Source organism: Duganella vulcania, assembly GCF_009857655.1.
In the GTDB taxonomy this organism is placed as follows: Bacteria; Pseudomonadota; Gammaproteobacteria; order Burkholderiales; family Burkholderiaceae_D; genus Rugamonas; species Rugamonas vulcania.
Genome location: NZ_WWCX01000002.1, coordinates 106,830 through 131,711, shown reverse-complemented (window position 1 = coordinate 131,711; position 24,882 = coordinate 106,830). Strand labels below are relative to the sequence as shown.

General features: G+C 64.0%; 31 protein-coding genes. 19 read left to right on the top strand and 12 right to left on the bottom strand.

All coding sequences use genetic code 11. From position 1 onward, the window contains the following. Positions 1-7: 7 nt before the first annotated feature. The 6 genes from nuoN to ispF are packed head-to-tail and all read left to right on the top strand — an operon-like array spanning position 8 to position 4,332. Positions 8-1,513, top strand: a complete 1,506-nt coding sequence (gene nuoN / locus GTP90_RS03635; protein WP_161082211.1) for an NADH-quinone oxidoreductase subunit NuoN — start codon at positions 8-10, stop codon at positions 1,511-1,513. Continuing rightward, on the top strand, positions 1,513-1,818 hold the full coding sequence (locus GTP90_RS03630; protein ID WP_117013508.1) for a DUF2818 family protein: 306 nt from the start codon (positions 1,513-1,515) through the stop codon (positions 1,816-1,818). The genes nuoN and GTP90_RS03630 overlap by 1 nt, the downstream gene beginning before the upstream one ends. Before the next feature lie 33 nt (positions 1,819-1,851). After that, positions 1,852-2,406: an NUDIX domain-containing protein gene (locus GTP90_RS03625; protein WP_117013509.1), complete on the top strand. Its 555-nt coding sequence runs from the start codon at positions 1,852-1,854 to the stop codon at positions 2,404-2,406. Further along, entirely contained in the window at positions 2,403-3,110 is a 708-nt protein-coding gene (locus tag GTP90_RS03620) for a hypothetical protein (protein ID WP_161082210.1), read from the top strand. Before GTP90_RS03625 ends, GTP90_RS03620 begins: the two co-directional genes overlap by 4 nt. A 5-nt stretch (positions 3,111-3,115) precedes the next feature. After that, on the top strand, positions 3,116-3,829 hold the full coding sequence (ispD, locus tag GTP90_RS03615; RefSeq protein ID WP_161082209.1) for a 2-C-methyl-D-erythritol 4-phosphate cytidylyltransferase: 714 nt from the start codon (positions 3,116-3,118) through the stop codon (positions 3,827-3,829). 14 nt (positions 3,830-3,843) lie between these two features. Then, positions 3,844-4,332 carry a 2-C-methyl-D-erythritol 2,4-cyclodiphosphate synthase gene (ispF, locus tag GTP90_RS03610; RefSeq protein ID WP_070268912.1) on the top strand — a complete coding sequence of 163 codons (489 nt, stop codon included), beginning with the start codon at positions 3,844-3,846 and terminating at the stop codon, positions 4,330-4,332. Here the strand turns inward: ispF and GTP90_RS36595 are convergent. From GTP90_RS36595 to GTP90_RS36590, 3 genes are all read right to left on the bottom strand, one after another. After that, positions 4,272-4,772, bottom strand: coding sequence for a DUF433 domain-containing protein (locus GTP90_RS36595; protein WP_254451712.1), 501 nt, complete (start codon positions 4,770-4,772; stop codon positions 4,272-4,274). The genes ispF and GTP90_RS36595 overlap by 61 nt on opposite strands. Next, entirely contained in the window at positions 4,708-4,974 is a 267-nt protein-coding gene (locus GTP90_RS37370) for a BrnT family toxin (RefSeq protein ID WP_161082208.1), read from the bottom strand. Before GTP90_RS37370 ends, GTP90_RS36595 begins: the two co-directional genes overlap by 65 nt. Positions 4,975-5,085: 111 nt before the next feature. After that, complete coding sequence (locus GTP90_RS36590; RefSeq protein WP_217431934.1) at positions 5,086-5,466, bottom strand: DUF433 domain-containing protein; 381 nt, start codon at positions 5,464-5,466, stop codon at positions 5,086-5,088. A 283-nt stretch (positions 5,467-5,749) separates the two neighbouring features. Between GTP90_RS36590 and GTP90_RS03590 the strand changes: the two genes are divergently transcribed. Beyond that, complete coding sequence (locus GTP90_RS03590; RefSeq protein WP_161082207.1) at positions 5,750-6,046, top strand: hypothetical protein; 297 nt, start codon at positions 5,750-5,752, stop codon at positions 6,044-6,046. Here the strand turns inward: GTP90_RS03590 and GTP90_RS03585 are convergent, their stop codons facing one another. Next, positions 6,047-7,285: an MFS transporter gene (locus GTP90_RS03585; RefSeq protein ID WP_161082206.1), complete on the bottom strand. Its 1,239-nt coding sequence runs from the start codon at positions 7,283-7,285 to the stop codon at positions 6,047-6,049. It lies immediately after the preceding gene. A 103-nt stretch (positions 7,286-7,388) separates the two neighbouring features. On the opposite strand from GTP90_RS03585, the gene GTP90_RS03580 reads away from it, so the two are divergent. Beyond that, positions 7,389-8,000 (top strand): TetR/AcrR family transcriptional regulator, encoded by a 612-nt coding sequence (locus GTP90_RS03580; RefSeq protein ID WP_161082205.1) that lies wholly within the window; start codon positions 7,389-7,391, stop codon positions 7,998-8,000. A gap of 123 nt (positions 8,001-8,123) precedes the next feature. Next, positions 8,124-8,732 carry a choice-of-anchor C family PEP-CTERM protein gene (locus GTP90_RS03575; protein WP_161082204.1) on the top strand — a complete coding sequence of 203 codons (609 nt, stop codon included), beginning with the start codon at positions 8,124-8,126 and terminating at the stop codon, positions 8,730-8,732. On the opposite strand, the gene GTP90_RS03570 is transcribed toward GTP90_RS03575, so the two are convergent. Continuing rightward, on the bottom strand, positions 8,701-9,627 hold the full coding sequence (locus GTP90_RS03570; protein WP_161082203.1) for a hypothetical protein: 927 nt from the start codon (positions 9,625-9,627) through the stop codon (positions 8,701-8,703). The two genes, GTP90_RS03575 and GTP90_RS03570, sit on opposite strands and share 32 nt — an antisense overlap. Positions 9,628-9,833: 206 nt before the next feature. On the opposite strand from GTP90_RS03570, the gene GTP90_RS03565 reads away from it, so the two are divergent. Further along, complete coding sequence (locus GTP90_RS03565) at positions 9,834-10,604, top strand: flagellar brake protein (RefSeq protein ID WP_254451711.1); 771 nt, start codon at positions 9,834-9,836, stop codon at positions 10,602-10,604. A gap of 21 nt (positions 10,605-10,625) precedes the next feature. On the opposite strand, the gene GTP90_RS03560 is transcribed toward GTP90_RS03565, so the two are convergent. From GTP90_RS03560 to GTP90_RS03545, 4 genes are all read right to left on the bottom strand, one after another. After that, entirely contained in the window at positions 10,626-11,618 is a 993-nt protein-coding gene (locus GTP90_RS03560) for an FHA domain-containing protein (RefSeq protein WP_161082202.1), read from the bottom strand. Next, entirely contained in the window at positions 11,615-13,051 is a 1,437-nt protein-coding gene (locus GTP90_RS03555) for a S1 family peptidase (protein ID WP_161082201.1), read from the bottom strand. The genes GTP90_RS03560 and GTP90_RS03555 overlap by 4 nt, the downstream gene beginning before the upstream one ends. Positions 13,052-13,071: 20 nt before the next feature. After that, entirely contained in the window at positions 13,072-13,725 is a 654-nt protein-coding gene (ribA, locus tag GTP90_RS03550; RefSeq protein ID WP_161082200.1) for a GTP cyclohydrolase II, read from the bottom strand. 134 nt (positions 13,726-13,859) lie between these two features. Then, positions 13,860-14,561: a pirin family protein gene (locus tag GTP90_RS03545; RefSeq protein ID WP_161082199.1), complete on the bottom strand. Its 702-nt coding sequence runs from the start codon at positions 14,559-14,561 to the stop codon at positions 13,860-13,862. A 141-nt stretch (positions 14,562-14,702) separates the two neighbouring features. On the opposite strand from GTP90_RS03545, the gene GTP90_RS03540 reads away from it, so the two are divergent. From GTP90_RS03540 to GTP90_RS03510, 7 genes are all read left to right on the top strand, one after another. Next, on the top strand, positions 14,703-15,647 hold the full coding sequence (locus tag GTP90_RS03540) for a LysR family transcriptional regulator (protein WP_161082198.1): 945 nt from the start codon (positions 14,703-14,705) through the stop codon (positions 15,645-15,647). Positions 15,648-15,713: 66 nt separating this feature from the next. Next, on the top strand, positions 15,714-16,694 hold the full coding sequence (locus GTP90_RS03535; RefSeq protein WP_161082197.1) for an EAL and HDOD domain-containing protein: 981 nt from the start codon (positions 15,714-15,716) through the stop codon (positions 16,692-16,694). Then, complete coding sequence (locus GTP90_RS03530; protein WP_161082196.1) at positions 16,687-18,849, top strand: putative bifunctional diguanylate cyclase/phosphodiesterase; 2,163 nt, start codon at positions 16,687-16,689, stop codon at positions 18,847-18,849. The genes GTP90_RS03535 and GTP90_RS03530 overlap by 8 nt, the downstream gene beginning before the upstream one ends. Before the next feature lie 76 nt (positions 18,850-18,925). Next, positions 18,926-19,621, top strand: coding sequence for a glutathione S-transferase N-terminal domain-containing protein (locus GTP90_RS03525; RefSeq protein ID WP_161082195.1), 696 nt, complete (start codon positions 18,926-18,928; stop codon positions 19,619-19,621). 101 nt (positions 19,622-19,722) lie between these two features. After that, a complete protein-coding gene (locus GTP90_RS03520) occupies positions 19,723-20,304 on the top strand; it encodes a BPSL1445 family SYLF domain-containing lipoprotein (RefSeq protein ID WP_161082194.1) in 582 nt (193 codons plus the stop codon). Between the two features lie 87 nt (positions 20,305-20,391). Beyond that, the gene (locus GTP90_RS03515) at positions 20,392-20,757 is read left to right on the top strand and encodes a glutaredoxin (RefSeq protein ID WP_161082193.1); all 366 of its coding nucleotides are present in this window, start codon (positions 20,392-20,394) and stop codon (positions 20,755-20,757) included. Continuing rightward, complete coding sequence (locus GTP90_RS03510) at positions 20,757-21,146, top strand: PPC domain-containing DNA-binding protein (protein ID WP_161082192.1); 390 nt, start codon at positions 20,757-20,759, stop codon at positions 21,144-21,146. The genes GTP90_RS03515 and GTP90_RS03510 overlap by 1 nt, the downstream gene beginning before the upstream one ends. On the opposite strand, the gene GTP90_RS03505 is transcribed toward GTP90_RS03510, so the two are convergent. Next, a complete protein-coding gene (locus GTP90_RS03505) occupies positions 21,143-21,448 on the bottom strand; it encodes a protealysin inhibitor emfourin (RefSeq protein ID WP_175047963.1) in 306 nt (101 codons plus the stop codon). The two genes, GTP90_RS03510 and GTP90_RS03505, sit on opposite strands and share 4 nt — an antisense overlap. Positions 21,449-21,458: 10 nt before the next feature. Next, positions 21,459-22,481, bottom strand: coding sequence for a M4 family metallopeptidase (locus tag GTP90_RS03500; RefSeq protein WP_161082191.1), 1,023 nt, complete (start codon positions 22,479-22,481; stop codon positions 21,459-21,461). A gap of 140 nt (positions 22,482-22,621) precedes the next feature. Here GTP90_RS03500 and GTP90_RS03495 point away from each other — a divergent pair, with 140 nt between their 5' ends. Continuing rightward, positions 22,622-23,062, top strand: coding sequence for a hypothetical protein (locus GTP90_RS03495; protein ID WP_161082190.1), 441 nt, complete (start codon positions 22,622-22,624; stop codon positions 23,060-23,062). A gap of 45 nt (positions 23,063-23,107) precedes the next feature. Continuing rightward, positions 23,108-24,031 carry an alpha/beta hydrolase gene (locus GTP90_RS03490; RefSeq protein WP_371875014.1) on the top strand — a complete coding sequence of 308 codons (924 nt, stop codon included), beginning with the start codon at positions 23,108-23,110 and terminating at the stop codon, positions 24,029-24,031. Here GTP90_RS03490 and GTP90_RS03485 read toward each other — a convergent pair. Next, positions 24,009-24,833 carry an SDR family NAD(P)-dependent oxidoreductase gene (locus GTP90_RS03485; protein ID WP_175047962.1) on the bottom strand — a complete coding sequence of 275 codons (825 nt, stop codon included), beginning with the start codon at positions 24,831-24,833 and terminating at the stop codon, positions 24,009-24,011. The genes GTP90_RS03490 and GTP90_RS03485 overlap by 23 nt on opposite strands. Between the last annotated feature and the right edge of the window lie 49 nt (positions 24,834-24,882).

Here is a 24,882-nt window from a genome sequence, read left to right as displayed (position 1 = left end):
CACATAAATGACTACTCCACTTCCACAAGCGGTTATCAACATGGTACCGCTGTCCGCAGAAGTCGCTCTGCTGGTCGGCACCTGCGCGATCCTGTTGATCGATATGTTCCTGTCGCAGGGTAAGCGCTCGGTGACCTACGTGCTGTCGTTGCTGACGCTGCTGATCTGCGGCGCGCTGAGCTACCACGACTACGCGGCCGGCACCACGGTCTACACCTTCAACGGCATGTTCGTCTCGGATCCGATGTCGAACCTGCTCAAGATGTTCACCTACCTGGCCGTCGGCTTGACGCTGGTCTACTCGCGCCAATACGCGGACGACCGCGGCATGTTGAGCGGTAACCTGGGCGGCGAGTTCTACGTGCTGGCGCTGTTCTCCACGCTGGGCCAGATGGTGATGATCTCCGGCTCCAACTTCCTGACCGTCTATCTGGGCGTGGAACTGATGTCGCTGTCGCTGTACGCGCTGGTGGCGATCCGCCGCGACAACCACAAGGCCACCGAAGCCGCGATGAAGTACTTCATCCTGGGCGCGCTGGCATCCGGCTTCCTGCTGTACGGTATCTCGATGCTGTACGGCGCCACTGGTTCGCTGGACATCGCCCACGTGGCGACCGCCGTCGCTGCCGGCACCATCAAGCCAACCATCCTGGTATTCGGCCTGGTGTTCCTGGTCGCCGGCCTGGCGTTCAAGCTGGGTGCAGTACCGTTCCACATGTGGGTGCCGGACGTCTACGAAGGCTCGCCAACCGCAGTGACCCTGCTGCTGGGCGGCGCACCGAAGATCGCCACCTTCGCGATCTGCATCCGCTTGCTGGTCGAGGGCCTGCTGCCGATGGCGTTCGACTGGCAGCAAATGCTGATGGTGCTGGCGGTTCTGTCGCTGGCCATCGGTAACCTGACCGCCATCGCCCAGACCAACCTGAAACGCATGCTGGCTTACTCCACCATCGCGCAGATGGGCTTCGTGCTGCTTGGCCTGCTGGCCGGCGTCGCGGGCACCACCGACCGCACCGGCGCCGCCGCTGCCTACAGTGGCGCGATGTACTACACCATCACCTACGTGCTGACCACCATCGGCAGCTTCGGCGTGCTGATGCTGTTGTCGCGCGCAGGTTTCGAAGCCGAGACCCTGAACGACTTCAAGGGCCTGAGCAAGCGTAGCGGCTGGTTCGCGGTGGTCATGTCGATCCTGCTGTTCTCGCTGGCCGGCGTGCCACCGATGATGGGCTTTGCCGCCAAGTTCTCGGTGCTGACCTCCGTGCTGGGCACCGGCCAGATCTGGCTGACCGTGCTGGCGGTGATGTTCTCGCTGATCGGCGCGTTCTACTACCTGCGCGTTGTGAAGATGATGTGGTTCGACGAGCCGGCCGATAACTCGCCGATCGTGGTCAAGGGCGACATGAGCTTCGCACTGAGCTTGAACGGCATCGCCATCATCGCTCTGGGCGTTCTGCCAGGCCCGCTGCTGGCGGCCTGCCTGAAAGCCATGACCCTGACGCTGAACACCTGATGGATGTTTCCGTCGCTAGCTGGTTGGTGATCGCCGCTGCACTGGTGGCCGCCAACCTGCCATTTTTCAACGACAAAGTGTTCGCGCTGGTGGCCGCCAAGTGGCCCCGCAAGCCGCTGCTGGTGCGGCTTGCGGAAATGACGGTGCTGTACTTTGTCGTCGGCGCCATCGGCTTCGCCCTCGAAGCGCAGATCGGCAACCGCTTCCCGCAGACGTGGGAGTTTTATGCCATCGCCGCCTGCATCTTCATCGTGCTGGGCTTCCCCGGATTCATCGTCTGCTACCTGCGCAAGCGCCACGGCTGATACACTATCGTTCTTCAACGACGTGGAGCAGGCATGGACAAGCATCTGACAGAAACCCGTATCGACGGTGAATTGGTCTACAACGGCCACTTCCTCAAAGTCCAACGCGACACTATCGAACTCCCCGACGGCAAACACACGGCACGCGAATACGTGCTGCATCCGGGCGCCGTCGTCATCCTGCCGTTGCTGGACGACGGCACGGTGCTGATGGAGCGCCAATACCGCTATCCGCTGCATCAGGTGTTCATTGAATTCCCGGCCGGGAAAATCGACCACAACGAAGACCCGCTGGCCAGCGCTAAGCGCGAACTGGAAGAGGAAACCGGCTACACCGCCAGCGACTGGCAGTTCGTCAGCACCATCCACAACGCCATCGCGTACTCGGACGAGCACCTGGACCTGTACCTGGCGCGCGGCCTCAAGGCCGGCCCGCAGAAGCTGGACGACGGCGAGTTCCTCGAAACCTTCACCGCTACCATCGACGAGCTGCTGCAATGGGTGCGCGAAGGGAAAATCACCGACGTCAAAACCGTCATCGGCATCTTCTGGCTGGACAAACTGCGCGCGGGTGACTGGAAACTATGAGGTTCGTTGTCCTCGTCGGTCTGGCGCTGCTAGCTCCGCTGGCCAGCGGCACGGCAAGCGCCGCCGCGCAGCGCACGCCGTTCCAGATCCGCTGCGAGGACACGATCGCGAAGACGGTATCCGTGCTGTCGGCAAAGCAGAACGGCTACACCATCAACAACCAATTGCCGTACCGCGCGCTGACCGCGAAGTTCGGCAGCATCGACGGCAAGATGGTGACGCTGGGCTTGACCGTGACCAACGCCCAGTATTCGGCGGCGCTGGGCGGCACGGTCTTGCAGGACGCGGCCAGCGGCTACGAGTGCATCGCGCCGAAGGTGGAGCTGAAGCTGAATTACTCGCCGGTGCTGATCTATGTCGGCAACGAGTTCGCGCCGGGCAGCTGCGCGTACAAGACGATCCTGGAACACGAGCAGCGCCACCTTCAGGCATATATGGAAAACCTGGCGCGCGTGGAGCAGGTGGTGCGCGCGGCGTTGAACAAACGCTTCGAGGCCAAGCCGCTGTATGCGCCGTCCGGCACCGCGATGTCGGCGCTGGAGCATGAGATCAACGGCACCTGGTTCCCGTTCGTCCGGGATGAATTCGAAAAGGGCAAGGCGAAACAGGCGGCGATCGATACGCCCACGGAATACGCCCGCTTGAGCAAGGCTTGCGATGGCGAGATCGAAGCGGTCCTGCTGCGCCGCCGGAAAAATAACTGAGAACTATGACTGCATCCAATCACACCCCGCGCTACTTTGCATTGCTGCCCGCCGCCGGCGTCGGCGCGCGCATGGCGGCGGACGGACCCAAACAATACCTGACGGTCGGTGGCAAGCCGATGCTGCGCCATGCGGTGGACGCCTTCCGCGCCAGCGAGCTGGTGTGGCACACCTACGTGGTGGTCAGCGCGGCCGACGGCCAGATCGACAGCGTGCTGCCGGCGGACCTGGACGGCGTGACGGTGCTGCGCTGCGGCGGTGCCACGCGCATGGACACGGTGCTCAACGCGCTGCGCGAGTTGCAAGGCGTGGTCGCCGGCGGCGACATGATCATGGTGCACGACGCCGCGCGTCCCGGCCTGACGCCGGCGTTGATCGCCAGGTTGATCGACGGCGTGGGCGACGACGCGGCGGGCGGCCTGCTGGCGTTGCCGGTGGTGGACACGGTCAAGCGCGCGACGGGCGCGGTGCCGGTGGCCGCGACGACGGTGTCGCGCAACGGTCTATGGCTGGCGCAGACGCCGCAGATGTTCAGCTACGAGCTGCTGCTGCGCGCCCTGGGCAGCGCACCGGATGCCAACGCCATCACCGACGACGCCAGCGCGGTCGAGATGCTCGGCCTGTCGCCGCGCCTGATCGAAGGCCATCCACGAAATTTGAAAGTCACGCTGCCGGCCGACATCCGCATCGCGGAAATGTACCTGGCCGCGGGCGAATAACACAGGATAGAAAAATGACCAAACTCCCATTCCGCATCGGCCAGGGCTACGATTGCCACGCACTGGTGGAAGGCCGCAAGCTGATTATCGGCGGCGTCGACATCCCGCATCATGTAGGCCTGCTGGGGCACTCGGATGCTGACGTGCTGCTGCACGCGATCACCGATTCGATCCTGGGCGCCGCGGCGCTGGGCGACATCGGCAAACATTTTCCGGATACCGATCCGCAGTTCAAGGGCGCCGACTCGCGCACCTTGCTGAAGGAAGCGGCGCGGCGCGTGGTCGCCACCGGCTACAGCATCGGCAATATCGACGCCACCATCATCGCGCAGAGGCCGAAGATGGCGCCGCACATCGCCAGCATGTGCGCCAACATCGCGGAGGATTTGGGCGTGGCCGTCGGCCAGGTCAACATCAAGGCCAAGACCAACGAGAAGCTGGGTTACCTGGGCAGGGAAGAGGGCATCGCGGCGGAATCGATCGCTTTGCTGATCGCTTCGTAAAACAAGGTCGCATCGTTTTCCAGCACGCCGGTTGCCATGTCGTGGGATACGGTTGGGTAGTCCGCCAGGAAGTCATCCATTGGCTTGCCCGCCAGCAGATAGTCGAACATGCGCTTGATCGGCACCAGCGTTCCTTTGAACACCGGCATCCCGCCAAGGATATCGGGCTCCATCTGCACCAGCGGCGTGATTGATTTCATATAAGCGAGCAATTCCGGGTCGAATGGATCCGTTGGAGACTTTCGCGGGGGAATAATCCTGCCCCTAAACTTGTGCACCGGCTCGGCGAAGTATCGTGGATCGTATTCCGGGCCGTCCTCGTCAATCTCGATCTCGTCGTCGTAATTGGGCATTACGTTCAGCCAGCAGTTCGGGTCATCTAAACAATCCATTTCTTTCCCGTCTCGTTGCTGTTCTAAATGAGATGATTCGTATTTCATCGTATCCCTCTGTGTAAGTGACCGCCACAGCGTGGCCCTGAAAGTACCCATACGCGTTATAGCGGCGTTCGCTATAAAAGAACCGGGTATCTTCAATGGTCAGGTATGCGTCTTCAATCACGGGCGGCGCGTTGGCGAAATCCAGGCCGTGCTTGCGTAGATTGCTCTGCCGCTTGGTTTCGTCCCACGTGTACCTAGTCATCTCAGTGTAGTGGCTTAAGGATATCCTTCAAGCGGCACTGAAAAATAGCAGGGCGCCTGGACATCGTTTCGATATCCTGTGCCTGGTTTCCTCAACCGTCCTTCGATTAGATCAACAGTGAGGAGAGACGGTGGCCGAATCGATCGCCTTGCTGATCGCTTCGTAAAACAGGGTCGCATCGTTTTCCATCACGCCGGTGGCCATGTCGCGGGAAACCGTTGGGTAGTCCGTCAGGAAGTCATCCAGTGGTTTGCCCGCCAGCAGATAGTCGAACAGGCGCTTGATCGGCACCAGCGTTCCTTTGAAGACAGGCATTCCGCCCAGGATATCCGGCTCCATTTGTACTAGCGGTGTAATGGACTTCCTAAATGCCAGCACTTCCGGATCGATCGGATCAGTCGGAGATTTTCGCGGCGGTACAATGCGCCCGTGAATGCGATGAACGGCGTCACTAAAATATTGGGGAATCAAGTTCAGGACAATCCTCGTCAAATACGATCTCGTCGGCATGATTGGGCATGACATTGATCCAGCTATCGGGGTCGTCCAAGTAATCCGGCTGTTTCTCGTCTCCGTGTTTTTCTAATTGAGATGGTTCGTACTTCATCATTTCCCTCTTCATTCCGAGTATGCGTTGTCATCTCAGTGTAGTCGGGTGAGGCCACGCTTCAAGCGGCCAGGACATCGTTTTAATTTCTGTTTTCTTGTGGGGCACCGTCGATGCGGAAAAAGCCGATCTGCTACCATGGCGCTTTTTGACGGTGAAGGATGGACGATGGCGCGCGATATTTACGCTTATCGGCAGGTGGCGGTGCATTCGGTGGAACGCGCGGGCAGGGTGGCGATCCATCCAGTGCCGGGACAGGCCTTCTCGCCCGAGCTGCACGTGCAATGCTCGCGCCGCATGTGCGACGATTACCCGCTCGGCACCTGTTTCCTGCTGGACGCCAAACTCACCGACCGCCTCGGCGGCACGCCCTACCTGTACGCCTGGCACGGCGACGAAATCAAAGTGCTGTCAGCCAGCGAGACCAAGGCCTTCCTGGCTGAGTTCAAACGCGGCCGGATCTGATCAGTGCACGGCGTGCAGCTTGCCCAAAGGCTGGCCATCATCCCGCGCCCACGCCGCGATCACGCCAGCCATCGCCAGCCCGAACAAGCCGCCCACCACCATCGCGCTCGACACGCCCAGATGGTCGACCGACACGCCGCCCACCAGCGCACCACTGGCCAATGAAATCTGCGCGGTGGAGACGAACACTGCGCCGCCGCTCTCCATCGCATGCGGCGCGGCCTTGAACATCCACGTCTGCACCGAGATCGGCATCATGCCGAACGCCAGGCCCCAGATCACGATCAACACCGTCGCGCCAACCGCGCCAGTGCCGAACAGCGGCATCGCCGCTGCAGACAGGCCCATGATGACACCGGTGGCGATCAGCGAATTCTTGACGCTCTTCGCCACCGCCCAGCCGCCGATCAGATTGCCGACAAAACCTGCCGCGCCGTAGATGAGCAGCAGGGCGCTGATGGCCTTCGCGCCCAGGCCGGCTGTCTGGCTCAGGAACGGCGTGACATAGGTGTAGGCGGCGAACTGGCCGATGAACACCAGCAGCGTCGCCAGCATGCCGAGCCTCGCCTTCTGCACGCGCAGCAGCGCCGGCAGCTGCGCGAAGGTCAGCGCTTGCGTGGTCGGCAGGCTCGGCATCAGCCACACCTGCGCCGCCAGCACCAGCACCGACAACGAACCCGCGGCGAAGAAGGCCATGCGCCAGCCCACCAGTTCACCGATCATGGCGCCGGCCGGCACGCCGGCCACCGTGCCCAACGAGATGCCGGCAAAGATGATCGACGTGGCGCGCGCGGCCGAAGCCGGCGGCACCAGCCGGTTGCCCAGCGCGCCGCCGATGGCCCAGAAGCCGCCGACGCCGATGCCCAGCAGCGCGCGTCCGGCCAGCACCAGCGGGAAGCTCGGCGACACGAAGACGATCAGGTTGGAGAGGATCAGCGTGGCGGTGAGGCCCCAGATGACGTAGCGGCGGTCGGTCTTGCCGACACCGATCGTGACCAGGATGGCGGCGAACGCGGCGACCAGTCCGGGAACGGTCACCAGCATGCCGGCGACACCCTCGGTCACGCCCAGTTCGGCGGCGATGGAGGGCAGCAGGCCGACCGGCAGGAATTCCGTGGTGACCAGCGCGAATGAGCCGACGGCGACCGACAGCACGGCCAGCCAAGCGGAACGGGTGGGTTTGGGGATGGGCAAGGGCGCGTCGTCGCGCACGACGGCCTGGGTGTTGTTGTTTTGCATGTGAGATTCTTCCTATGAGCGGTAAAAATACTTGAGTTTTTTACTGATCGGTTCATAATGAACACCGCAAAGAACTTTGTCAATGAATTTTTAACCGAACGGTATGAAAGATACTTCCGCATCCGCACGCAAGAGCGGCCGCCCGCGCACGTTTGACGCGGAGACGGCGCTCGACAAGGCCATGAAAGTGTTCTGGGAAAAGGGCTACGAAGGCAGTTCGCTGCCGGAGCTGACCGAGGCGATGGGCATGAACCGGCCCAGCCTGTACGCCGTATTCGGCAACAAGGAGAACCTGTTTCGCATGGCGCTGGAGCGCTACGGCGCCACGCACGATCCGCTGTTCAACGCGGCGCTGGCGCAGCCGACCGCGCGTGCCGTGGTTGAGCACTTTTTGCGCGGCAATGCCGACGCCCAGACCGAGGCGGAGAATCCGCACGGCTGCCTGGTGATCAATGGCGCGCTCGCCTGCAGCGACGATGCGTTGCCAATTCGCGACTCGCTGATCGAGCGCCGGGCTGCCAGCGAGGCCAAACTGCGCGCGCGCCTGGAGCGCGCCAAGGTGGACGGCGACCTGCCGGTCGACAGCTGCTCGGGCCAGTTGGCGCGCTACGTGATGACGGTCTCGAATGGAATGGCGGTGCAGGCGGCGGCCGGCGCCACCCGCAAACAGCTGCAGGAAGTGGTGGACCAGGTGCTGCGCGGCTGGCCTTCTTGAATGCGTAGAAATGTTGCTATAAAAATATATTTAGTAGCAAAATGAAATTTTAGTTGTGCTTTTGAAATTGATTGCTAAAATGGGTTCATCCCGTCGACGTCCCATCTCTTTTGAAAGTCAGCCATGAAAATTCGCAAACTGATTTTGGCAGCAGCCATCGCCTCAGCAAGTGTTTCGGGCGCCGCATCGGCCGCCAACCTGATCCAGAACGGTGACTTTGAAAATGTCGCCGGGGTCAATCCAAACGACTTCGTCATGGTAGGCGCGGGTTCGAGCGCGATCGCCAACTGGACCGTCGGTGGGGTGTCGGTCGACGTGATCAACAACAGCTACAACGCGATATCGGGCAACAGCATCGACATGCTGGGCACGCCAGGTCCGGGCGTGCTGTCGCAATCGTTCAACGCCGTCGCAGGCGCTACCTACACGCTGTCGTTCGACCTGACCCACAATCCAAACTCGCACGGTGCCGGCCTGGACGTGTTCGTTGGTGGCAACCACTATGCGTTCGATGGCAGCACCCCCGTCACCAACTACAGCTTCAACTTCACCACCACCGGTGGTTCGCAAGCGCTGGTGTTCAGCAGCGTCGGTGGCGACGGTTTCTCGGGCGCCGTGCTGGACAACGTGTCCGTCACCGCCGCCGTACCTGAACCGGAAACCTACGCCATGATGCTGGCGGGCCTGGGCCTGGTTGGCGTTATCGCCCGCCGCCGCAAAGCAGCCAGGTAAGAGACAGTACGCCCAACAGCCCGCCGGCACCGAGCGCGATCTTGAGCGCGTTCGGGCCGGCGGGCTTTTTTTGGCCTGTGCCGCCGGCAATCCGAATACGATCATGGTATGGCCACAAGTCGGCATGCGGCTTTGCAGACCTGACGAAACAACGATTCGTCAGCAGCTCGATTCTCTCCTCCCGGGTCAGGCTGACTTCCATTTCACAGCAATCCGTTTGCTGCCATTCCGGCGACGCCAAATCACATTTGCCGTCGACGTTGAAATATTGGACGGCGCCGATGACATAGTCGCGCCGGAACGCCGTGCCCCATTGTGAGTTGTGCCCCCAGCCGTTTGAGAGATCCTGATGTGGCCGCGCCTTTCGGCGACTGGACCAATAGAGGGTGGAATTGTCAGCGATGCCGGGCCGAAGAAGCGCGGAGTTTGCGGCCACCGCGACGCCGCCACGCAAGACAAGCAAATTGCCCAGCATTACACAGGGCCACTGGTAAGCGAGGATGTGGGCGTCCGCAGACTCATGGGGTTCGACGCTTACGACCTCATGATAAAACGCGCAGTAGGCGGCGGGCGTTAATACCGTTAAGCCTAGCGCCTCGATAAACGCAGTGAACTCGCTGATCGATATGGCTGGTCCTTTCCAGCTTGAATCGCAGCTGCCGTCCTGGAAGGTCAGGATCAAGACCTCGCAGACACGGCTCAGCGCGTAAAGCGACCACAACTCTTCAACAGTCGCAGCAGGGATGGGTTCGCCCTCCCGTTGTCCAAAAGAGCGCAGCCACATTTGTTCATCCTGGCTTTCATGAAGCCAGGGCAAAAGCACATCCGCGTATGCCGACCGGCCCGCATAGCTCAACAGGGCATCGTGCAACTGACGGAAGTTTTTTTGACTCAAGGTGCGTCCTCATTGATAAATTCTGTCCGGCATGGGCATGCACAGCATATCATCTTGCCGAACTGCAATGTTCGCGCCTTCTCGCCCTGCATCAGGCCATTTTCCCAAATTATAAAAAGGTTGCTTAAGGGAAAAACCCGGACTATGATGAAGTTATACACAGACCTAAATAATGTCTAACGTTGTCATAAACATAGGTGAACGTCATGTCACTCAGTGAACCTGCTGTCCACTCGATCCGTCGGGGGCCACCACGCCCGCAGGATGCGATGAGCCCCATCCCGGCCTCCGCCAATTCCTTTGAAATGACGGGCGAGGACGATATCGGCGATACGTTAACCCTGCTGGCTGAAACCGGCGACGCAATTTCGATGTACGTGCCCGGCAATCGCGAGCCGGTGCTTGGCCGCATCCTGTCGGTCGATCCCGAGCAGCCGCATTTTGTGATGGAGTTGAATGAGGGCTCGGTCCTGCCGCCAGGCAAAGTCACCTTCGTCACCTGGCTGACCTCCGCGAAGCTGCAGTTCCGCCTGTCCAGCGAGGAGTGGACCTCGGTTCCCGGCAGCCCGCATCTGATTCCCATGGTCTTCCCCGAGACCTGCGCCGTGCTGAACCGGCGCGCCTCGGAGCGGGTGGAAACGCCGCTGGCGGCCACCTTCAGTGCGTCGTTCGAGTTAAACGGTAAGTTCTATGAGTTGCCGATCTACGATTTTTCGCTGGGCGGGATCGGCCTGCGCTGCACGAAGAACGCTGTGAAGGGTTTGCTCAAAGGCCGCAAGCTGCTGAATGTGCAGCTGGAACTGGAATCGGAATCCGTCATCGTCCCCGAAATGGAAGTGCGCGTCACGCGCTCCTACAAATCCTTCCTGCTGGGCGAGCAACTTCATATCGGCTGCATGTTCCTCAATCCGCCACCGGAGGTGGAGGCCGATATCAAAACCCTGCTGGCTCACATCCACAACATCCCGCAGGACTAGCGTCCCGCGGGCTATCGGCGTTCATTCGGCGCCGTCGTCGTCGTCCTCGGTTTCCGGCGTGCCGTCCTTGACCGTGCGGACGCGGGCCGCGTCTGCAGCGATTTTCAGCTTGGCGGCGTCTCCCATGAATTGATCGACACTGTGGTCCGCGCTATGCCGCACTTCCGGCGGCAGCAGCACCGACATGTACAGCTCGTCGGCGGCGCGGCCCGTTCCCTGCAGATTGGTCATCAACATCAACGCGGCGCCACCCATCAGGATCACCCAGCTGCTGATCGCGAAACGTCTCGGATGATGCGGCTTGATGGTGACCAGGTGGAAGAACAGCATGCCGCAGGCGATCGCCAGCGTGACCAGGTTGCCGTAGCGGGTGAACGCCTCGGCTGACCACGCATACGCCAGCACCGAGCTGACCACCTTCCACACGCCGACCACGGCCAGCGCGCTGCCCAGGATGAACAGGTGCCGTCCCAGCCGCGCATGGACGCCAAACAGGCGGTTGGCCAGCGCCCACACGCCGCTCCACACCAGGCCGGCGGCCAGGCTGGTGGCCAGCACCTGCAGGTAGCGGATCAGCGCGAACGGTTCGACGTCGGACAGCCAGGTTTCCAGGCAGGTGAAGATGGCGATCAGCGCCAGGCCGATGGTGGCCGGCGCCGCGCCTTCCCAGCCGTGCATGGTGGTGTCGGCACGTTCGTCGGCGACCGGGAAGTCGGCCGCGCGCACGCGCAGTCGCGTGTGGCCCAGGCGCACCATGGTGTCGCCGTCCAGCACCATGCTGGTCTGGCGCTTGCCGTTGAGGTAGCTGCCGTTCTTGCTGCCGAGGTCGCGCAGCACCAGCCGGCCTTGCTCGTCGGCGTCGACCACCGCGTGGGCGGCGGCGCTGTGGGCGTCGTCGAGGATGACGTCGTTGTCGTAGCTGCGGCCAAGGCGGATCGGCAGCGCGTCCACCTTGTGACGGTGCAGCACGTCGCCGTTGCGGGCCAGGATCTCGATGAAGTAGGGGGCTTTCATTGTGTGCCTCCCTTGGCCGCGGGGGCTGGTTTCTCGGGCTTCTTGGCCGCCACCGGCGCCAGGCCGATCGAGTCGATGAACACGCGCGACAGGCGCAGTCCGTTTTCATACGAGACGCCGCGCGCGTCCAGCCGGCTTTGCAAACTCATCAAGCCCTGGTCGGTGCTCGCGGTCAGCAGCGCGAAGTCGTACAGGCCGGCGAACTTGCGGTAGGCGCGCACGCACAGCACGGCGCGCAGCGGCACGTCCTTGTTCTTGACGAAGTCCTCGGTGCATTGCGGGCCGGTCAGGCGGGTGTCCTTGTTGGTGCCGAAGTGCTCGTTCTTGAACGAGGCGCTGGCCAGTTGCGCGAAGCGCAGCTTGCCCAGGCCGGTGCTGCGCAGGTATTGGTGGCGGATGCTCAGCTGGCCCGTCTGCAGCGAGCCGCTGACGAAGATGGCCGACTCCATCGCGCAACTGGCGTCGTCCACCGTGAACGGCTTGTCGGCCTTGACGTTGGAACGGCCCCAGCAGCGCATCTGCTCGGACTCGCGCACCGGCACTTGATACGGGCCCATCGGCTTCAGGCTCAGCGGGCTGGCCAGCAGCTGGTCGACCATGGCGCGCTGGTGGGTCAGCAGCTGGGCCGCGACCACGGCGGTGAAATCGGCCGGCGCCTTTTTCTGCTGTTCCACGCGCTTGAGCAGGTCCTGCGCGTAGCGGGCCGGCACCAGGAAGCTGACCAGCTCGCCGTCGAGGCGCTTGGAGACGTTGACGCCGGCCACCGCGCCGTCCACCGTCACGCTGGGGCCGCCGCTCATGCCGGAGTTGATCGGACCGGTGAACATCAGCTGGTCGTAGAAGCTGCGCGCGATCACGCCGTTGTAGGCGCCTTCGGAAATGGCGAAGCCCAGGTCGAGCGGATTGCCCAGCGAGTACAGGTACTGGCCCTGCGTCAGCTTGGCCAGCTGATCGGGGATCTTGAAGAAGCCGGTGCCGTTGCGGCTCACGCGCAGCACGGCCAGGTCGTGCAGCACGTCCACCGCCAGCAGCTCGACGTTGCCGCGCTGGCCGCTGGTGTCGACCCATTCGCCGACATAGGTGTCGGGATCGAGCGCGAACTGCGACACCACGTGGTAGTTGGTGACCACCAGGTTGCTGGTGCCGATCAAAAAACCGGAACCGACCGACGATTGCGTGCGGCCGCTCTTGAGCAGCGAGCGCACTTGCAGGATGTCGTTTTTGGCGGAAGCGTACAGATGCTGGGCCGAGCTGGAGGGCTGCGGCAGCGGGGTGGCGTCGGCGTTGTCGGCGGCGGGCGCCGCGGCCTTGACCGGGGACTGCGCGGCGGCCAGCTGTGGCGGCGTGGCCGGTGTGGCGGCGGCCGGAGCGGCCAGCGCGGTGGCGCTGGCCCAGCTCAGGGCGATGGAGACAGCAAGCTTGTTAAATTTCATGCAATCCTTAAAAATCAACCTTACAGCGCGCCATCCTCCACCGGGGCCGGGGTCAGCGGCGTCATCATGTGGCCCAGCTTGGCGGCCTTGGTATTCAGGTAGTGCTGGTTGAAGGCGTTGCGGTTGACCAGCAGCGGAACGCGCTCGGCCACCTCGATGCCCAGTTTGGTCATGGCATCGATCTTACGCGGATTATTGGTCATCAGGCGTAAGCTTTTGACGCCGAACTGCGCCAGCATCGGCTGCACCAGGCCGTAGGTGCGCTGGTCGGGCTTGAAGCCCAGCTGTTCGTTGGCCTGCACCGTGTCGGCGCCGGCTTCCTGCAGGCGGTAGGCGCGGATCTTGTTGACCAGGCCGATGCCACGGCCTTCCTGGCGCAGATACAGCAGCACGCCACGGCCCTCGGCGGCGATGCGCTTGAGCGCGCCTTCGAGCTGGGCGCCGCAATCGCAGCGCTGCGAGAACAGCACGTCGCCGGTCAGGCATTCGGAGTGGACACGCGCCAGCACCGGCTCGCCGTTGCCGATATCGCCCAGCACCATCGCCAGGTGTTCCTTGCCGGTGGCCTTTTCAACAAAGGCGTGCAGCGTGAACTGGGCCCAAGGGGTCGGCAGGGCGCAGGAAGTCATGTAATCCAGTTCGTCGGTTGCCGGGGTTGCTGCGCTCTGCGACATAGCTATGCTCTTCAATTGATTGATATTCAGGTAAAAAAGGCGCGCCGGGCTGTTCGAACAGACCCGGCGCGCCCTTCATGATACCAAAACTGGCGGAAAGTTTTTTTAGGCCGGCCTCTAGCCTAAGTGGGAGCTTAAGCAGGGAGGTCGAACACCAGCACTTCCGCCTCGTAGGCGTCCTGCAGCGTGACCTGCGTTTCGGCCGTGATCTTCAGCGCGTCGCCGTCTTTCAGCGGCGTGCCGTTGACCGTCACATCGCCGCGGATCACGTGGACGTAGGCGATGCGTCCTTCATCCAGCTCATGCTTCAGGTGGTCGCCGGCCGCCATGATGGTGGCGTACAGCGCCGCATTCTGGTGGATCAGCACCGAGCCGTCGCGGCCGTCGTTGGAGGCGATCAGGCGCAGCCGGCCCTGTTTGCTTTCCGGCGAGAAGTGCTTTTCCTCGTAGCTGGGCGGGATGCCGGTCTGGTTGGGCTGGATCCAGATCTGCAGGAAATGCACCTGTTCGCTTGGCGAATGGTTAAACTCGCTGTGCCGCACGCCGTTGCCGGCGCTCATGCGCTGGACGTCGCCGTAGTGCAGCACCGAGCCGGTGCCCATGCTGTCCTTGTGCTCCAGCGCGCCGCTCAGCACGTAGGAGATGATCTCCATGTCGCGGTGGCCGTGGGTGCCGAAGCCCTGGCCGCCCTGGACCTGGTCTTCATTGATCACCAGCAGGGGACCGAAACCGGTGTGTTTCGGATCGTGATAGCTGCCGAACGAGAATGTATGGCGGGATTGCAGCCAGCCGTGGTTGGCGACGCCGCGTTCTTCACTTCTACGAATTTGTAACATGGTAGGCTCCGTTTCTTTTTAGTTAATGTGCGATAATTTTGAAAGGTGTTTCGCTATCGCTGCATCCATGAATCACAGTATATTCCTCCGCTTCTGAATGAAAAAACGGAAAATTTACCTCTTTACTATCGAAAAAATCGAATGCTTAGACTCAGCCTGGAAGCCCTGCAAATCGTCGACGCCATCGACCGCCGCGGATCGTTCTCCGCCGCCGGCAAGGAACTGCACCGCGTGCCCTCGACCATCTCCTACACTGTCAGCAAGCTGGAGGACGACCTCGGCGTGCAGGTGTTCGAGCGCATCGGCCCGCGCGTGGAGCTGACGGCGGCCGGCGCCGAGCTGCTCAAGGAAGGGCGCTACCTGCTCAAGGCCGCGCAGGACCTGGAGCACCGCGTGCGCCGGGTGGCGTCCGGCTGGGAGACCGAGCTGGCCGTGGGCATGGATTCGATGTTCTCGGCCAGCGTGTTCCGCGACGACGTCCGTGCCTTCTACCAGGTCGCCCAGCAGACCCGGCTGCGGCTGCTGCGGGAAGCGCTGTCCGGCGCCTGGGAGGCGCTGCTGGACCGCCGCGCCGACCTGCTGGTGGGCGTGGCCGGCGACGGTCCGGCCGGCGGCGGCTACGTGTCCCAGCCGATCGGCAAGATCGGCTTCGTGTTCGCGGTGGCGCCGTCGCATCCGCTGGCCTCGGTCGAAGGCAGGCTGGACCGCGTACAACTGCAGCGGCACCGCGCCGTCAGCGTGGCCGACTCCGCCCGCCAGATGGCGCCGCGCACGGTCGGCCTGGTGCTGGGCCAGGACACGCTGACCGTACCCGACATGCACACCAAGTTCCAGTACCAGTTGGACGGCATGGGCTTCGGCTTCCTGCCCGAGCCGTGCGCGCGGGCCGCCATCGCCGCCGGCCTGCTGGTGGAAAAGCAGGTCGAGGAACCCAAGCCGGCCGAGACCTTCCACCTGGCCTGGCGCAGCGGCGAGCGCGGCGCGGCGTTGCAGTGGTGGCTGGACCGCATGAAGCAGCCGGGGTTGTTCGAGCGGCTGCTCGGCCATTTGCCCCATCGTTTGATATTGCCCGGTTCGCTTCCATAATGTTGGCCGACGCCAATAATTTCGGAGTACCATAGCGGGATCATCGATTGCTCTGCTGGACACCCCATGACCGCCTCGACCGCCATGCCGCCCGTGTTTTTGCATCCCCTGGCCGATCGCAACGGCGTGCCCTCGGCGTTGCTGCTCGACGCCGGCGGCTTGCAGGCCGACGCGGTGCCGGCCGGCGCGCTGCAGGAGCTCGCTTCCGGCAGCATGAGCTGCTATTACCGCGCCGGCCAGGCCGAGGCCGTCAATCATCTGCTGGACGAGGCCGGCTGGCAGCCGCTGCCCGCCGACAAGGTCCACCACAGCGACAGCGCGCTGGCCGCCGAGCTGCCCGCCGGCGCCAACTGGATCGAAGGCGACTGGTTCCTGGCGCCGCCGCCCAAGCCGGTGGGCAGCCAGGCCGCCTCGCGCGCGCTGGCGCTCAAGCTGGTGCAGCTGGTCTCGGCCGACGCCGACACCCATGAAATCGAAGCGCTGCTGCGCCAGGACCCGACCTTGTCCTACCACCTGCTGCGGCTGGTGAACTCGCTGGGCATGGGCACCGGCCGGCGCGTCACCAGTTTTTCCCAGGCCATCCTGATCCTGGGCCGTTCGCAGCTGCGGCGCTGGCTCAACCTGATGCTGTTCTCGTCGCGCGAGGCCGACCAGCGTTCAGCCATGCTGCTGGCGCGCGTGTCGGTGCGGGCGCGGGCGATGGAGCTGCTGGCCAAGGCCGCCGGCCACGACAAGCCGCACCAGGAGCAAGCCTTCATGGCCGGCATGTTCTCGCTGCTGGGTGTGCTGTTCGGCATGCCGCTGGCCGAGGTGCTCAAGCCGCTGACCATCAGCGAAGCCGTGCAGCAGGCGCTGCTGGTGCGCGAGGGCGAGCTGGGCCAACTGCTCGACGTGGTCGAGGCCGCCGAGCACGACGACCTGGCGGCGCTGACCCAGGGCCTGCAGGCGCTGCAGATCGACGGCGCCAGCTTCAACCAGATCCAGGCCGAGGCGTATTTGTGGATGCAGGGCGTGGCGGCGGGCAAGGCGGGCAATCCCCATGCGTGAAGCGATCGAGCTCTGCCTTGCGCTGAGCCGCCAGGCCCGCGGCGAGTCGGGCGAGGCGCTGGCGGCCACGCTGGCGCGGCTGGACGTGGCGCTGGCCGAGGCGCACGCCGGCCTGCCGGAGCCGGCGGCCACCACGACCGACGCCGTGCTGGAACTGGACCTGGCCGGCTACGTGACCGCCTGGAGCGAGGGCGCCCGCCAGATGTTCGGCTACGCCACCGAGGAGGCCCTGGGCCGGCACGTGCTGTTCCTGTACGCCGAGGGCGACGACGATGGCAACATCGCCGAGCTGTTCTTCGAGCACGACGGCAATCCTGCCGGCGGCGCCCACACCGAGGTGCGGCGGCGCCGGAAGGACGGCGAGCTGATCTGGGTGAACCTGCATCTGCTGCTGCGCCACGACGAGGCCGGCGAGCCGGTCGGCATGCTGGTCAAGCTGTCCAATGCGGACCAGGCGCTGTCGGCGGCGGACAAGGTCAACCTGCACGCGCGCATCATCGAGGACAGCGACCAGGGCGTGCTGATCACCGACGCCCACGAGCGCATCGTGTCGATCAATTCCTCGTTCACCCGCATCACCGGCTACACGCCGGAGGAATCGATCGGCAAGACGCCCGACCTGCTGCGCTCGGGCGTGCACGACGCCGAGTTCCGCGCCAAGGTGCGCTCGGCCATGCAGGGGCAGGGGCCGTGGCGCGGCGAGATCATCGGCAAGCGCAAGAACGGCGAGCTGTTCCCGCAATCGGTGACGATCAGCGTGGTGCGCGACGCGCAGGGCAAGATCAGCCACACCTTCTCGCTGTTCTCCGACATCAGCGTGCACAAGGACGCCGAGGCGCGCATGCAGCGCATGGCCAACTACGATTCGCTGACCGGCCTGCCCAACCTGTGCCTGCTCAACCAGCTGGTCAGCCAGGCGCTGACCGAGACCAAGCGCTCGCAGGAACACGGCGCCTTGCTGGTGATCGAGATCGCCCGCATCGGCGCCATCAGCGACACGCTGGGCCACGACATCGGCAACGGCCTGCTGTGCGAGATCGGCCGGCTGTTCCGGCTGGCGCTGCGCGAGGCCGACGTGCTGGCGCGGCTGGACGGCCACAAGTTCGCGGTGGCGCTGCTGCACGTGGAAAAGCGCGAACATGCCGCCATCGTCGCGCAAAAGCTGCTGGCCGCGCTGGCCGCGCCCATCGTGATCGCCGGCCACAGCCTGCAGGTGGGCGGCCACATCGGCATCACCGTCTACACCGAGGACGGCACCGACGTCCCGACCCTGATCCGCTACGCCGACGTGGCGATGAACAAGGCGGCGCAGAGCATCGAATCGGCCTTCCTGTTCTACAGCGAGGAAATGAACCAGCGCGCCAAGGAACACCTGCGCATCGAGAGCGAGCTGCGCCAGGCGCTTGGCAACCACGAGCTGCTGCTGTACTACCAGCCCAAGGTCAGCCTGCGCAGCGGCCGCATCGTCGGCGCCGAGGCGCTGCTGCGCTGGCGCCATCCGGTGCGCGGACTGGTGTCGCCGGGCGTGTTCATCCCGGTGGCGGAAGAGACCGGCCTGATCCTCGAGCTCGGCAGCTGGGTGCTGGAGGAAGCCTGCCGCCAGGTGCGCGAATGGAAGGACGCCAACCTGATCATGCCGCCAATCGCGGTCAACCTGTCGGCGCGGCAGTTCGACAGCCAGCTGCCCCGGCGCATGGCGGCGGTGCTGGAGCGGCACGGCGTGCAGCCCGACCAGATCAACCTGGAGATCACCGAGAGCCTGCTGATGCGCGGCACCGACAACGTGATCGCCATCATGAACGAGCTGGTGGCGATGGGCATGGCGCTGGCGCTGGACGACTTCGGCACCGGCTATTCCAGCCTGGCCTACCTGAAGAAATTCCCGATCAGCACCCTGAAGATCGACCGCTCCTTCGTCGTCGGCCTGCCGTACGAGGAGAACGATTGCGCCATCGCGCGCGCCATCGTCACCATGGCGCAGCAGCTGCGCCAGGAGATCGTGGCCGAAGGGGTGGAGACCGCCGAGCAGATGAGCTTCCTGCGCGAGCTGGGCTGCGACCAGCTGCAAGGCTATCTGTTCAGCCAGCCGATCCCGGCCGCCGAGTTCGCCAGCATGCTGCGCGAAGGCAAACGCCTGGCCTTCGGCGGACGCTGATGCGGGCCGATTGGCCTCCTGAAAAATCCCGCGATTGGCATCCCGCCAGCGCGCCGTCCGCAGGCACAATACAGCCATGATAGATCTCTACTACGCCGCCACCCCCAACGGCTTGAAAATGACCATGTACCTGGAAGAGGCCGGTATCGACTACCGCCTGATCCGCGTGAACATCGGCAAAGGGGAGCAGTTTGCGCCAGAATACCTGCGTATTTCTCCGAACAACAAGATCCCGGCGCTGGTCGACCACGCGCCGGCCGACGGCGGCCCGCCGCTGAGCATGTTCGAGTCCGCCGCCATGCTGCAATACCTGGCCGACAAGAGCGGCTTCGGCCTGCCGCGCGATCCGCGCGCGCGGCTGGTGGCCTTGCAATGGCTGACCTGGCAGGTGGCCGGGCTGGGGCCGATGGCGGGGCAGATCGGCCACTTCAACATCTACGCGCCGGAGACGGTGCCTTACGCCATCGACCGCTACACCCGCGAGACGCGCCGCCTGTACGGCGTGCTGGACAAGCAGCTGCAGGGCCGCGAGTTCATCGCCGGCGAGTTCTCGATCGCCGACATCGCCTGCTATCCGTGGATCGTGCCGCATGAGGGGCATGGGCAGACGCTGTCCGACTTCCCCGACCTGCAACGCTGGTTCGAGGCGATCCGCGCGCGGCCGGCCACCGTCAAGGCCTACATCGGTGTGGAGAACGTCTACGCCCGCAAGGACCGCGCCATGTCGGACGAGGAGCGCGCCATCCTGTTCGGGCAAGGCCGCCGCGTTTGATACGGCTGGGACAAAGCACGAATCGCCGGAAGATGACAGAATAGGGGACGCCATAGCAATTATGGCAACCTGCCGCTCTATTATCTTTTACGGAGACTTCCATGCAAAAACGTACTTTTCTGCTTCGTGGCACCGCAGCGTTGATGTTGGCCGGACTGGCGCTGGGCGGTTGCACCACCACCACCACCGCCGGCAAGGCCGATTCGGCCGCCGTCCGCACCGAGATCGAACAGGGTTCCTACTCGACGCTGGAGCGCCTGTATTCCGAAGTGAAGGGCTCGCGCGAGCTGGTGCGCAAATCGGCCGGCGTGCTGGTGTTCCCGCGTGTGCTGGCGGCCGGCCTGGTGGTGGGCGGCGAGTATGGCAAGGGCGTGCTGCGCACCGGCGGCCAGTCGGTTGACTATTACAGCGTGGCGTCGGTGTCGGTGGGCTTCCAGGCCGGCGCGCAATCGAAGGCCGTGGTGCTGCTGTTCATGACGCGCGAGGCGCTCGATAAATTCCGCAACAGCAAAGGCTGGACCGCCGGCGTCGACGGTTCGGTGGCGCTGCTGAAGGTGGGCGCCAACGGCGAGCTCGACACCACCACCGCCAACAATCCGGTGCAGGCGCTGGTGCTGACCAACGCCGGCCTGATGGCCAACCTGAACCTGGAAGGCACCAAGATCACCAAGCTCAACTTGTGATCGGCCGGTGGCCGGCGCGGAAAAGGCTTTGCCGCCGCGCCGGTTGCGGCTACTCTTACGCTCATCTGTCAACAACGAGGAATATCGATGAGCCGTAACATCCTGGACGAAGCCCATATCCACCCGGCCGTGCGCGAGCAGGTCAGCAACTACCACCGCGACCTGGTGGCCGAGGTGCGGGCCGCCGTGGCCGCCAACACGGTGGTGGTGGTCGGCATGGGCCTCAATCCCTTCCCGCGCAAGGCCCGCAAGATCCTCGACGGCCTGGGCACGCCTTATCAGTACCTCAGCTATGGCAGCTACCTGGGCGGCTGGCGTCCGCGCACGGCGTTGAAGATGTGGACCGGCTGGCCGACTTTCCCGATGATTTTTGTGAAAGGCACGCTGATCGGCGGCGCCAACGACCTGCAAAAGCTGGTCGAGCAGGGCGAATTCGCGCGCATGGTGGCCTGATGCAAACGCTGGCGCTGCGCCTCGCTCCCGGCGACGACCTGCGCGCCGCGCTGGTGGCGGCCCTGTACGCCAGCGGCCATGAGGCCGGCTACGTGTTGCAGGGCATCGGCAGCCTGAGCGTGGCGCAGCTGCGCTACGCCGGCCAGCCGCAGCCGGACACGCTGCGCGGCGACCTGGAAATCCTGACGCTGGCCGGATCGCTGTCGGCCGACGGCGCGCATCTGCACATGTCGGTGTCGGACGCGCAGGGGCGGGTGCTGGGCGGCCATGTGTGCGCGGGCTGCGTGGTGCGCACCACGGCCGAACTGCTGCTGGCGCTGCTGCCGGGCCAGCGCTTCACGCGCGAGCTGGACCCGCGCACCGGCTATCCCGAGCTGAAGATCAGCTAGTCGGGATCGACTTCGTGGAGCTTGTCGGTGAGCTCCTTGAGCGGCGCCGGCACCGCGTCCAGGTGGTAGTGGACCTGGTGCTCCTGCTGGCCCTGGTCCACCTTGAGGTCGTACTGGAAATCCGACGAGCGCGGCGCGTCCTTGACCAGCTTGTCCGGCAGCGCGAAGAAATCGCAGGCCGACAGCAGCTGTTCCAGCTCGTTCGCCCGCTCCGGCGGCAACTGCGCCAGGTCGACTGTGCGCGTCTGCGCGCCGGCCGGTCCGGTGAAGCCGCCGGTGCATCGCAACGTTAAACGTGTCATACCATTTCTCCTAAACGACGCCGACCACTTTCCACGCCGCCTGCACCGCATGCTGCTCGGGCGAATCCGCGCCGTACAGCAACACCGCCGCCTGCGAGGTGGCCTTGGCCATGTCGGCAAAGCTGGCGTTCGGCGTCAGCAGACCCAGCGCCTTGTACCAGACCGGACCGGCCTTGTCCCACGAATTGCCCTTGAGCGCGATGGCCGCCGCGTAAAAGGCATGGTTGGGGATGCCCGAATTGGTGTGGACATCGCCGCCCTCCACGTATCCTGCCATGGTTTTCGGTTGATCGTCGCCCGACCATGTAATTTCTTTATTGCCCGGATCGGCCATCGAGCGCAGCGCCTTGCCGACGCCGGGCGCCAGGATGCCCGCGCCGATCAGCCAGTCGGCCTGCTCGACATTCTGCTTGAGCTTCCACTGCTTGATGATGCTGCCGAACACATCGGAGATCGACTCGTTGAGCGCGCCGCTCTGGTTCTCATAGATCAGGCCACCCGGCACGGCGTGCTGGGTGACGCCGTGGGTGAGCTCGTGGGCGATGACGTCGAGCGCGCCGGTAAAGCCGAGGAACAGTTTGCCGTCGCCGTCGCCGTAGACCATCTGCTGGCCGTTCCAGAAGGCGTTGTTGAACTTGTTCTGGTAGTGGACGGTCGAGTCGATGCGCAAGCCCTTGTTGTCGATGGAGTTGCGCTTGAGGACCTCGCGGTAGAAGTCGTAGGTGATGCCGGCCCCGTCATAGGCCTGGTTGACGGCGGCGTCGGCCACCGCCACGCCGCCCTCGGTACGCATCAGCTTGCCGGGCAGGGTGGTCTTGTGGTTGGCGTCGTAGACCGTGCGGCGTTTTTCGCCGACGGCCGCCACGCCCGTCGCGACCGGCGAGATCGAACGCTGGCCGCGCAGGTAGGCGGAGGTTTCGCACTGGTCCAGCAGCAGGCAGCGGTCCGCGTGCGAGGTTGCGGAGTCGGCCAGCTTGCGCAGCATGCTGGGAGGGATAATGAAGCAGGTGCAGCTGTGGGCCTGGGTTGCCATGACGTTCTCCTTCACTGATGCAATAGTGTTTTCTTTATACACGGATTCGCAATTTCGGTACGTCACGATTGCCTCTGCAAGCAGCTATGGAGTTGTAGAAATGATATGCTTGTCATTCTACTGGCGCTCGGGAGACTATTTTGGCATCCATTACCTTTTCAGCTTACGCAGGCGTGTTCGACTTCAAGCAGGTGGACCCGGCGACCGGCGAGGAGGGCGTGTTCGTTGAGGACGCTGCCATCCTCAAAACACTGGACGGGCTTGCCTATGACGAGGAAGTTTTTTCAGACTACTTGCTGGACGGAGAACACTCCGGCGAGCTGGAGGACGCGGGCATCAGCGGCGGCAGCCTTGCATTCAACTTCGACAGCGCATCGGGCCGGCTGATCGGCCGCACCGAATACCAGCTTGAACGGGCGCTGAACCCGGACCAGATCGCGCTGCTGAAGGACTACACCATCGGCCAGTGGAGCGACGGCATCGGCGCCAACTTCTTCCAGGAGCGCATGCGGCATGGCCTCGCGCCGCAGTTGCTCGTGGTGGATGAAAACGCGGTCCAGGTCGAGCAGCGAACCCACTGACGGCAATATCAACCATATTATTTATACGGATTCAGGAGTTCTTGCGTGCCAAAATTCAGCATCATCCCGTTTGCGCTGGCCTTGTTGATCGGCTGTGTTCCGGCGCATGCCGAGACCTGGCAACCTTCGCCGGATCAATTGCAGGTTCCGCTCTGGCCCGGCGCGGTGCCCGATGCGATAGCCGCCCCGAAGCCGGAGTCCCTTGCGCGGCGCGACGGCCACGGGGGCTGGCTGCAGGCCAGCGACGTCAGCCAGCCGACCATGACGGTGTATGCGCCCAAGGGCCAGAACACCGGGGCGGCCATCGTGGTGTTTCCCGGCGGCGGTTTCAGGGTGCTGGCCATGGATCTGGAAGGCACTGAAATCTGCGATTGGCTGACCTCGCGCGGCATTACCTGCGTGCTGCTCAAGTACCGGGTTCCCGGAGGTAACCACTACTACGACGAGAAGTGCAACTGCCACATCACGCCCAAGGTGCCGCGCGCGCTGCAGGATGCGCAACGGACCATCAAGCTGGTGCGGTCCAGGGCCAAGGAGCTGAACATCCATCCCGACAAGATCGGCGTGATCGGCTTCTCGGCGGGCGGCTATCTGGTGGCGCAGACCAGCAATATCTTCGCGCCGGCGTACAAGCCGGTCGATGCGGCCGACAAGCTCAGCAGCCGTCCGGATTTTGCGATCGCGCTGTATCCCGGCCACCTGTGCCGGGCCGGCGGCACGCTCGAACCCAGCATCCGCGTCACCGCGAAAACGCCGCCGACCTTCCTGCTGCAGGCCTGGGACGACCCGGTCGACCCCATCTGCAACAGCACGCTATATGCGCGGGCCCTGAACCAGGCGGGCGTGCCGGCGGAGGTCCATCTGTTCGCCAGGGGCGGACACGCCTTCGGCCTGCGGGACAAGGATCATCCGATCTCGTCGTGGCCGGCGCTGGTTGAAAACTGGCTCAAGGATATCGGGATGCTCTAGCCGTCCCGGCCGGCTGGCGCGGCCGCAGCATGTTCGCGACGATCTGCAATATCGTTTGCCGCGGCAGCAACCGGGGCAGCCATCCCAGCATGCGGTTGGCGCCGCCGGGAACGACGTGGCTGCGGCCGCGATCCAGCGCCCGCAGGCTGGCTTCGACCACCGTCTCCGCCGCCATCCGCTTGCCGACCCCGGCCTCGGCCGCGCCGACCACATCGAAGAAAGCGGTATCGGTCGCGCCCGGACACACGGCCAGTACACGCACGCCGCGCGCGCGATACTCCTGCCACAGGGCTTCCGACAACGACAGCACGAAAGCCTTGGTGGCGCCGTAGATGGCCATGTAGGGCAGTGGCTGCAAGGCGGCGGTCGACGCCACGTTGATGATGGCTCCGCCTCCCTTCGCCAGCATGGCCGGCAGTGCAGCGTGGCTGAGCTCGACGACGGCCCGGCAGTTCAGCGAGATCTCATCGAGTTGCCGTTCCAGCGGCAGCGCCTCGAAATGGCCGTGCGTCGCGAAGCCGGCGTTGTTGATCAGGATGTCGGGCGTCAGGCCCAGCGCGCTGGCCCTGGCCAGGACGCCGGCGGCTGCGCCGGCCCCGGTCAGGTCGGCCGCCAGCGCGACCGCCCGGATGTTGTGGCGCTGCGCCAGCTCCCGCGCCAGGTTGTTGAGCTTGTCCTCGGAGCGGGCGACAAGGATCAGATCCGCGCCGCGTGCCGCCAGCGCACGGGCATAGGCCAGGCCGATGCCGGACGAGGCGCCTGTTACCATAACGGTGGTGTTGCGATAGTTGAGTGGTCGCATGGTGAATTGATTTGTTGAGGGAGCGCTGACTGTAAAGCGTGGACCAAGG

Bases quoted from the DNA above. Each gene is read 5' to 3' on its own strand.
- GTP90_RS03520 (WP_161082194.1), top strand. From the start codon at position 19,723: ATGCAAAAACGTACTTTTCTGCTTCGTGGCACCGCAGCGTTGATGTTG.
- GTP90_RS03500 (WP_161082191.1), bottom strand. From the start codon at position 22,481: ATGGCAACCCAGGCCCACAGCTGCACCTGCTTCATTATCCCTCCCAGC.
- GTP90_RS03585 (WP_161082206.1), bottom strand. From the start codon at position 7,285: ATGCAAAACAACAACACCCAGGCCGTCGTGCGCGACGACGCGCCCTTG.
- GTP90_RS03620 (WP_161082210.1), top strand. From the start codon at position 2,403: ATGAGGTTCGTTGTCCTCGTCGGTCTGGCGCTGCTAGCTCCGCTGGCC.
- GTP90_RS36595 (WP_254451712.1), bottom strand. From the start codon at position 4,772: ATGAAATACGAATCATCTCATTTAGAACAGCAACGAGACGGGAAAGAA.
- ribA (WP_161082200.1), bottom strand. From the start codon at position 13,725: ATGTCGCAGAGCGCAGCAACCCCGGCAACCGACGAACTGGATTACATG.
- GTP90_RS03485 (WP_175047962.1), bottom strand. From the start codon at position 24,833: ATGCGACCACTCAACTATCGCAACACCACCGTTATGGTAACAGGCGCC.
- GTP90_RS03535 (WP_161082197.1), top strand. From the start codon at position 15,714: ATGACCGCCTCGACCGCCATGCCGCCCGTGTTTTTGCATCCCCTGGCC.
- ispF (WP_070268912.1), top strand. From the start codon at position 3,844: ATGACCAAACTCCCATTCCGCATCGGCCAGGGCTACGATTGCCACGCA.
- GTP90_RS03510 (WP_161082192.1), top strand. From the start codon at position 20,757: ATGCAAACGCTGGCGCTGCGCCTCGCTCCCGGCGACGACCTGCGCGCC.
- GTP90_RS03525 (WP_161082195.1), top strand. From the start codon at position 18,926: ATGATAGATCTCTACTACGCCGCCACCCCCAACGGCTTGAAAATGACC.
- GTP90_RS03540 (WP_161082198.1), top strand. From the start codon at position 14,703: ATGCTTAGACTCAGCCTGGAAGCCCTGCAAATCGTCGACGCCATCGAC.
- GTP90_RS03555 (WP_161082201.1), bottom strand. From the start codon at position 13,051: ATGAAATTTAACAAGCTTGCTGTCTCCATCGCCCTGAGCTGGGCCAGC.
- GTP90_RS03630 (WP_117013508.1), top strand. From the start codon at position 1,513: ATGGATGTTTCCGTCGCTAGCTGGTTGGTGATCGCCGCTGCACTGGTG.
- ispD (WP_161082209.1), top strand. From the start codon at position 3,116: ATGACTGCATCCAATCACACCCCGCGCTACTTTGCATTGCTGCCCGCC.
- GTP90_RS03560 (WP_161082202.1), bottom strand. From the start codon at position 11,618: ATGAAAGCCCCCTACTTCATCGAGATCCTGGCCCGCAACGGCGACGTG.
- GTP90_RS03515 (WP_161082193.1), top strand. From the start codon at position 20,392: ATGAGCCGTAACATCCTGGACGAAGCCCATATCCACCCGGCCGTGCGC.
- GTP90_RS03590 (WP_161082207.1), top strand. From the start codon at position 5,750: ATGGCGCGCGATATTTACGCTTATCGGCAGGTGGCGGTGCATTCGGTG.
- GTP90_RS03505 (WP_175047963.1), bottom strand. From the start codon at position 21,448: ATGACACGTTTAACGTTGCGATGCACCGGCGGCTTCACCGGACCGGCC.
- GTP90_RS03545 (WP_161082199.1), bottom strand. From the start codon at position 14,561: ATGTTACAAATTCGTAGAAGTGAAGAACGCGGCGTCGCCAACCACGGC.
- nuoN (WP_161082211.1), top strand. From the start codon at position 8: ATGACTACTCCACTTCCACAAGCGGTTATCAACATGGTACCGCTGTCC.
- GTP90_RS03565 (WP_254451711.1), top strand. From the start codon at position 9,834: ATGTCACTCAGTGAACCTGCTGTCCACTCGATCCGTCGGGGGCCACCA.
- GTP90_RS37370 (WP_161082208.1), bottom strand. From the start codon at position 4,974: ATGACTAGGTACACGTGGGACGAAACCAAGCGGCAGAGCAATCTACGC.
- GTP90_RS03580 (WP_161082205.1), top strand. From the start codon at position 7,389: ATGAAAGATACTTCCGCATCCGCACGCAAGAGCGGCCGCCCGCGCACG.
- GTP90_RS03575 (WP_161082204.1), top strand. From the start codon at position 8,124: ATGAAAATTCGCAAACTGATTTTGGCAGCAGCCATCGCCTCAGCAAGT.
- GTP90_RS03530 (WP_161082196.1), top strand. From the start codon at position 16,687: ATGCGTGAAGCGATCGAGCTCTGCCTTGCGCTGAGCCGCCAGGCCCGC.
- GTP90_RS03625 (WP_117013509.1), top strand. From the start codon at position 1,852: ATGGACAAGCATCTGACAGAAACCCGTATCGACGGTGAATTGGTCTAC.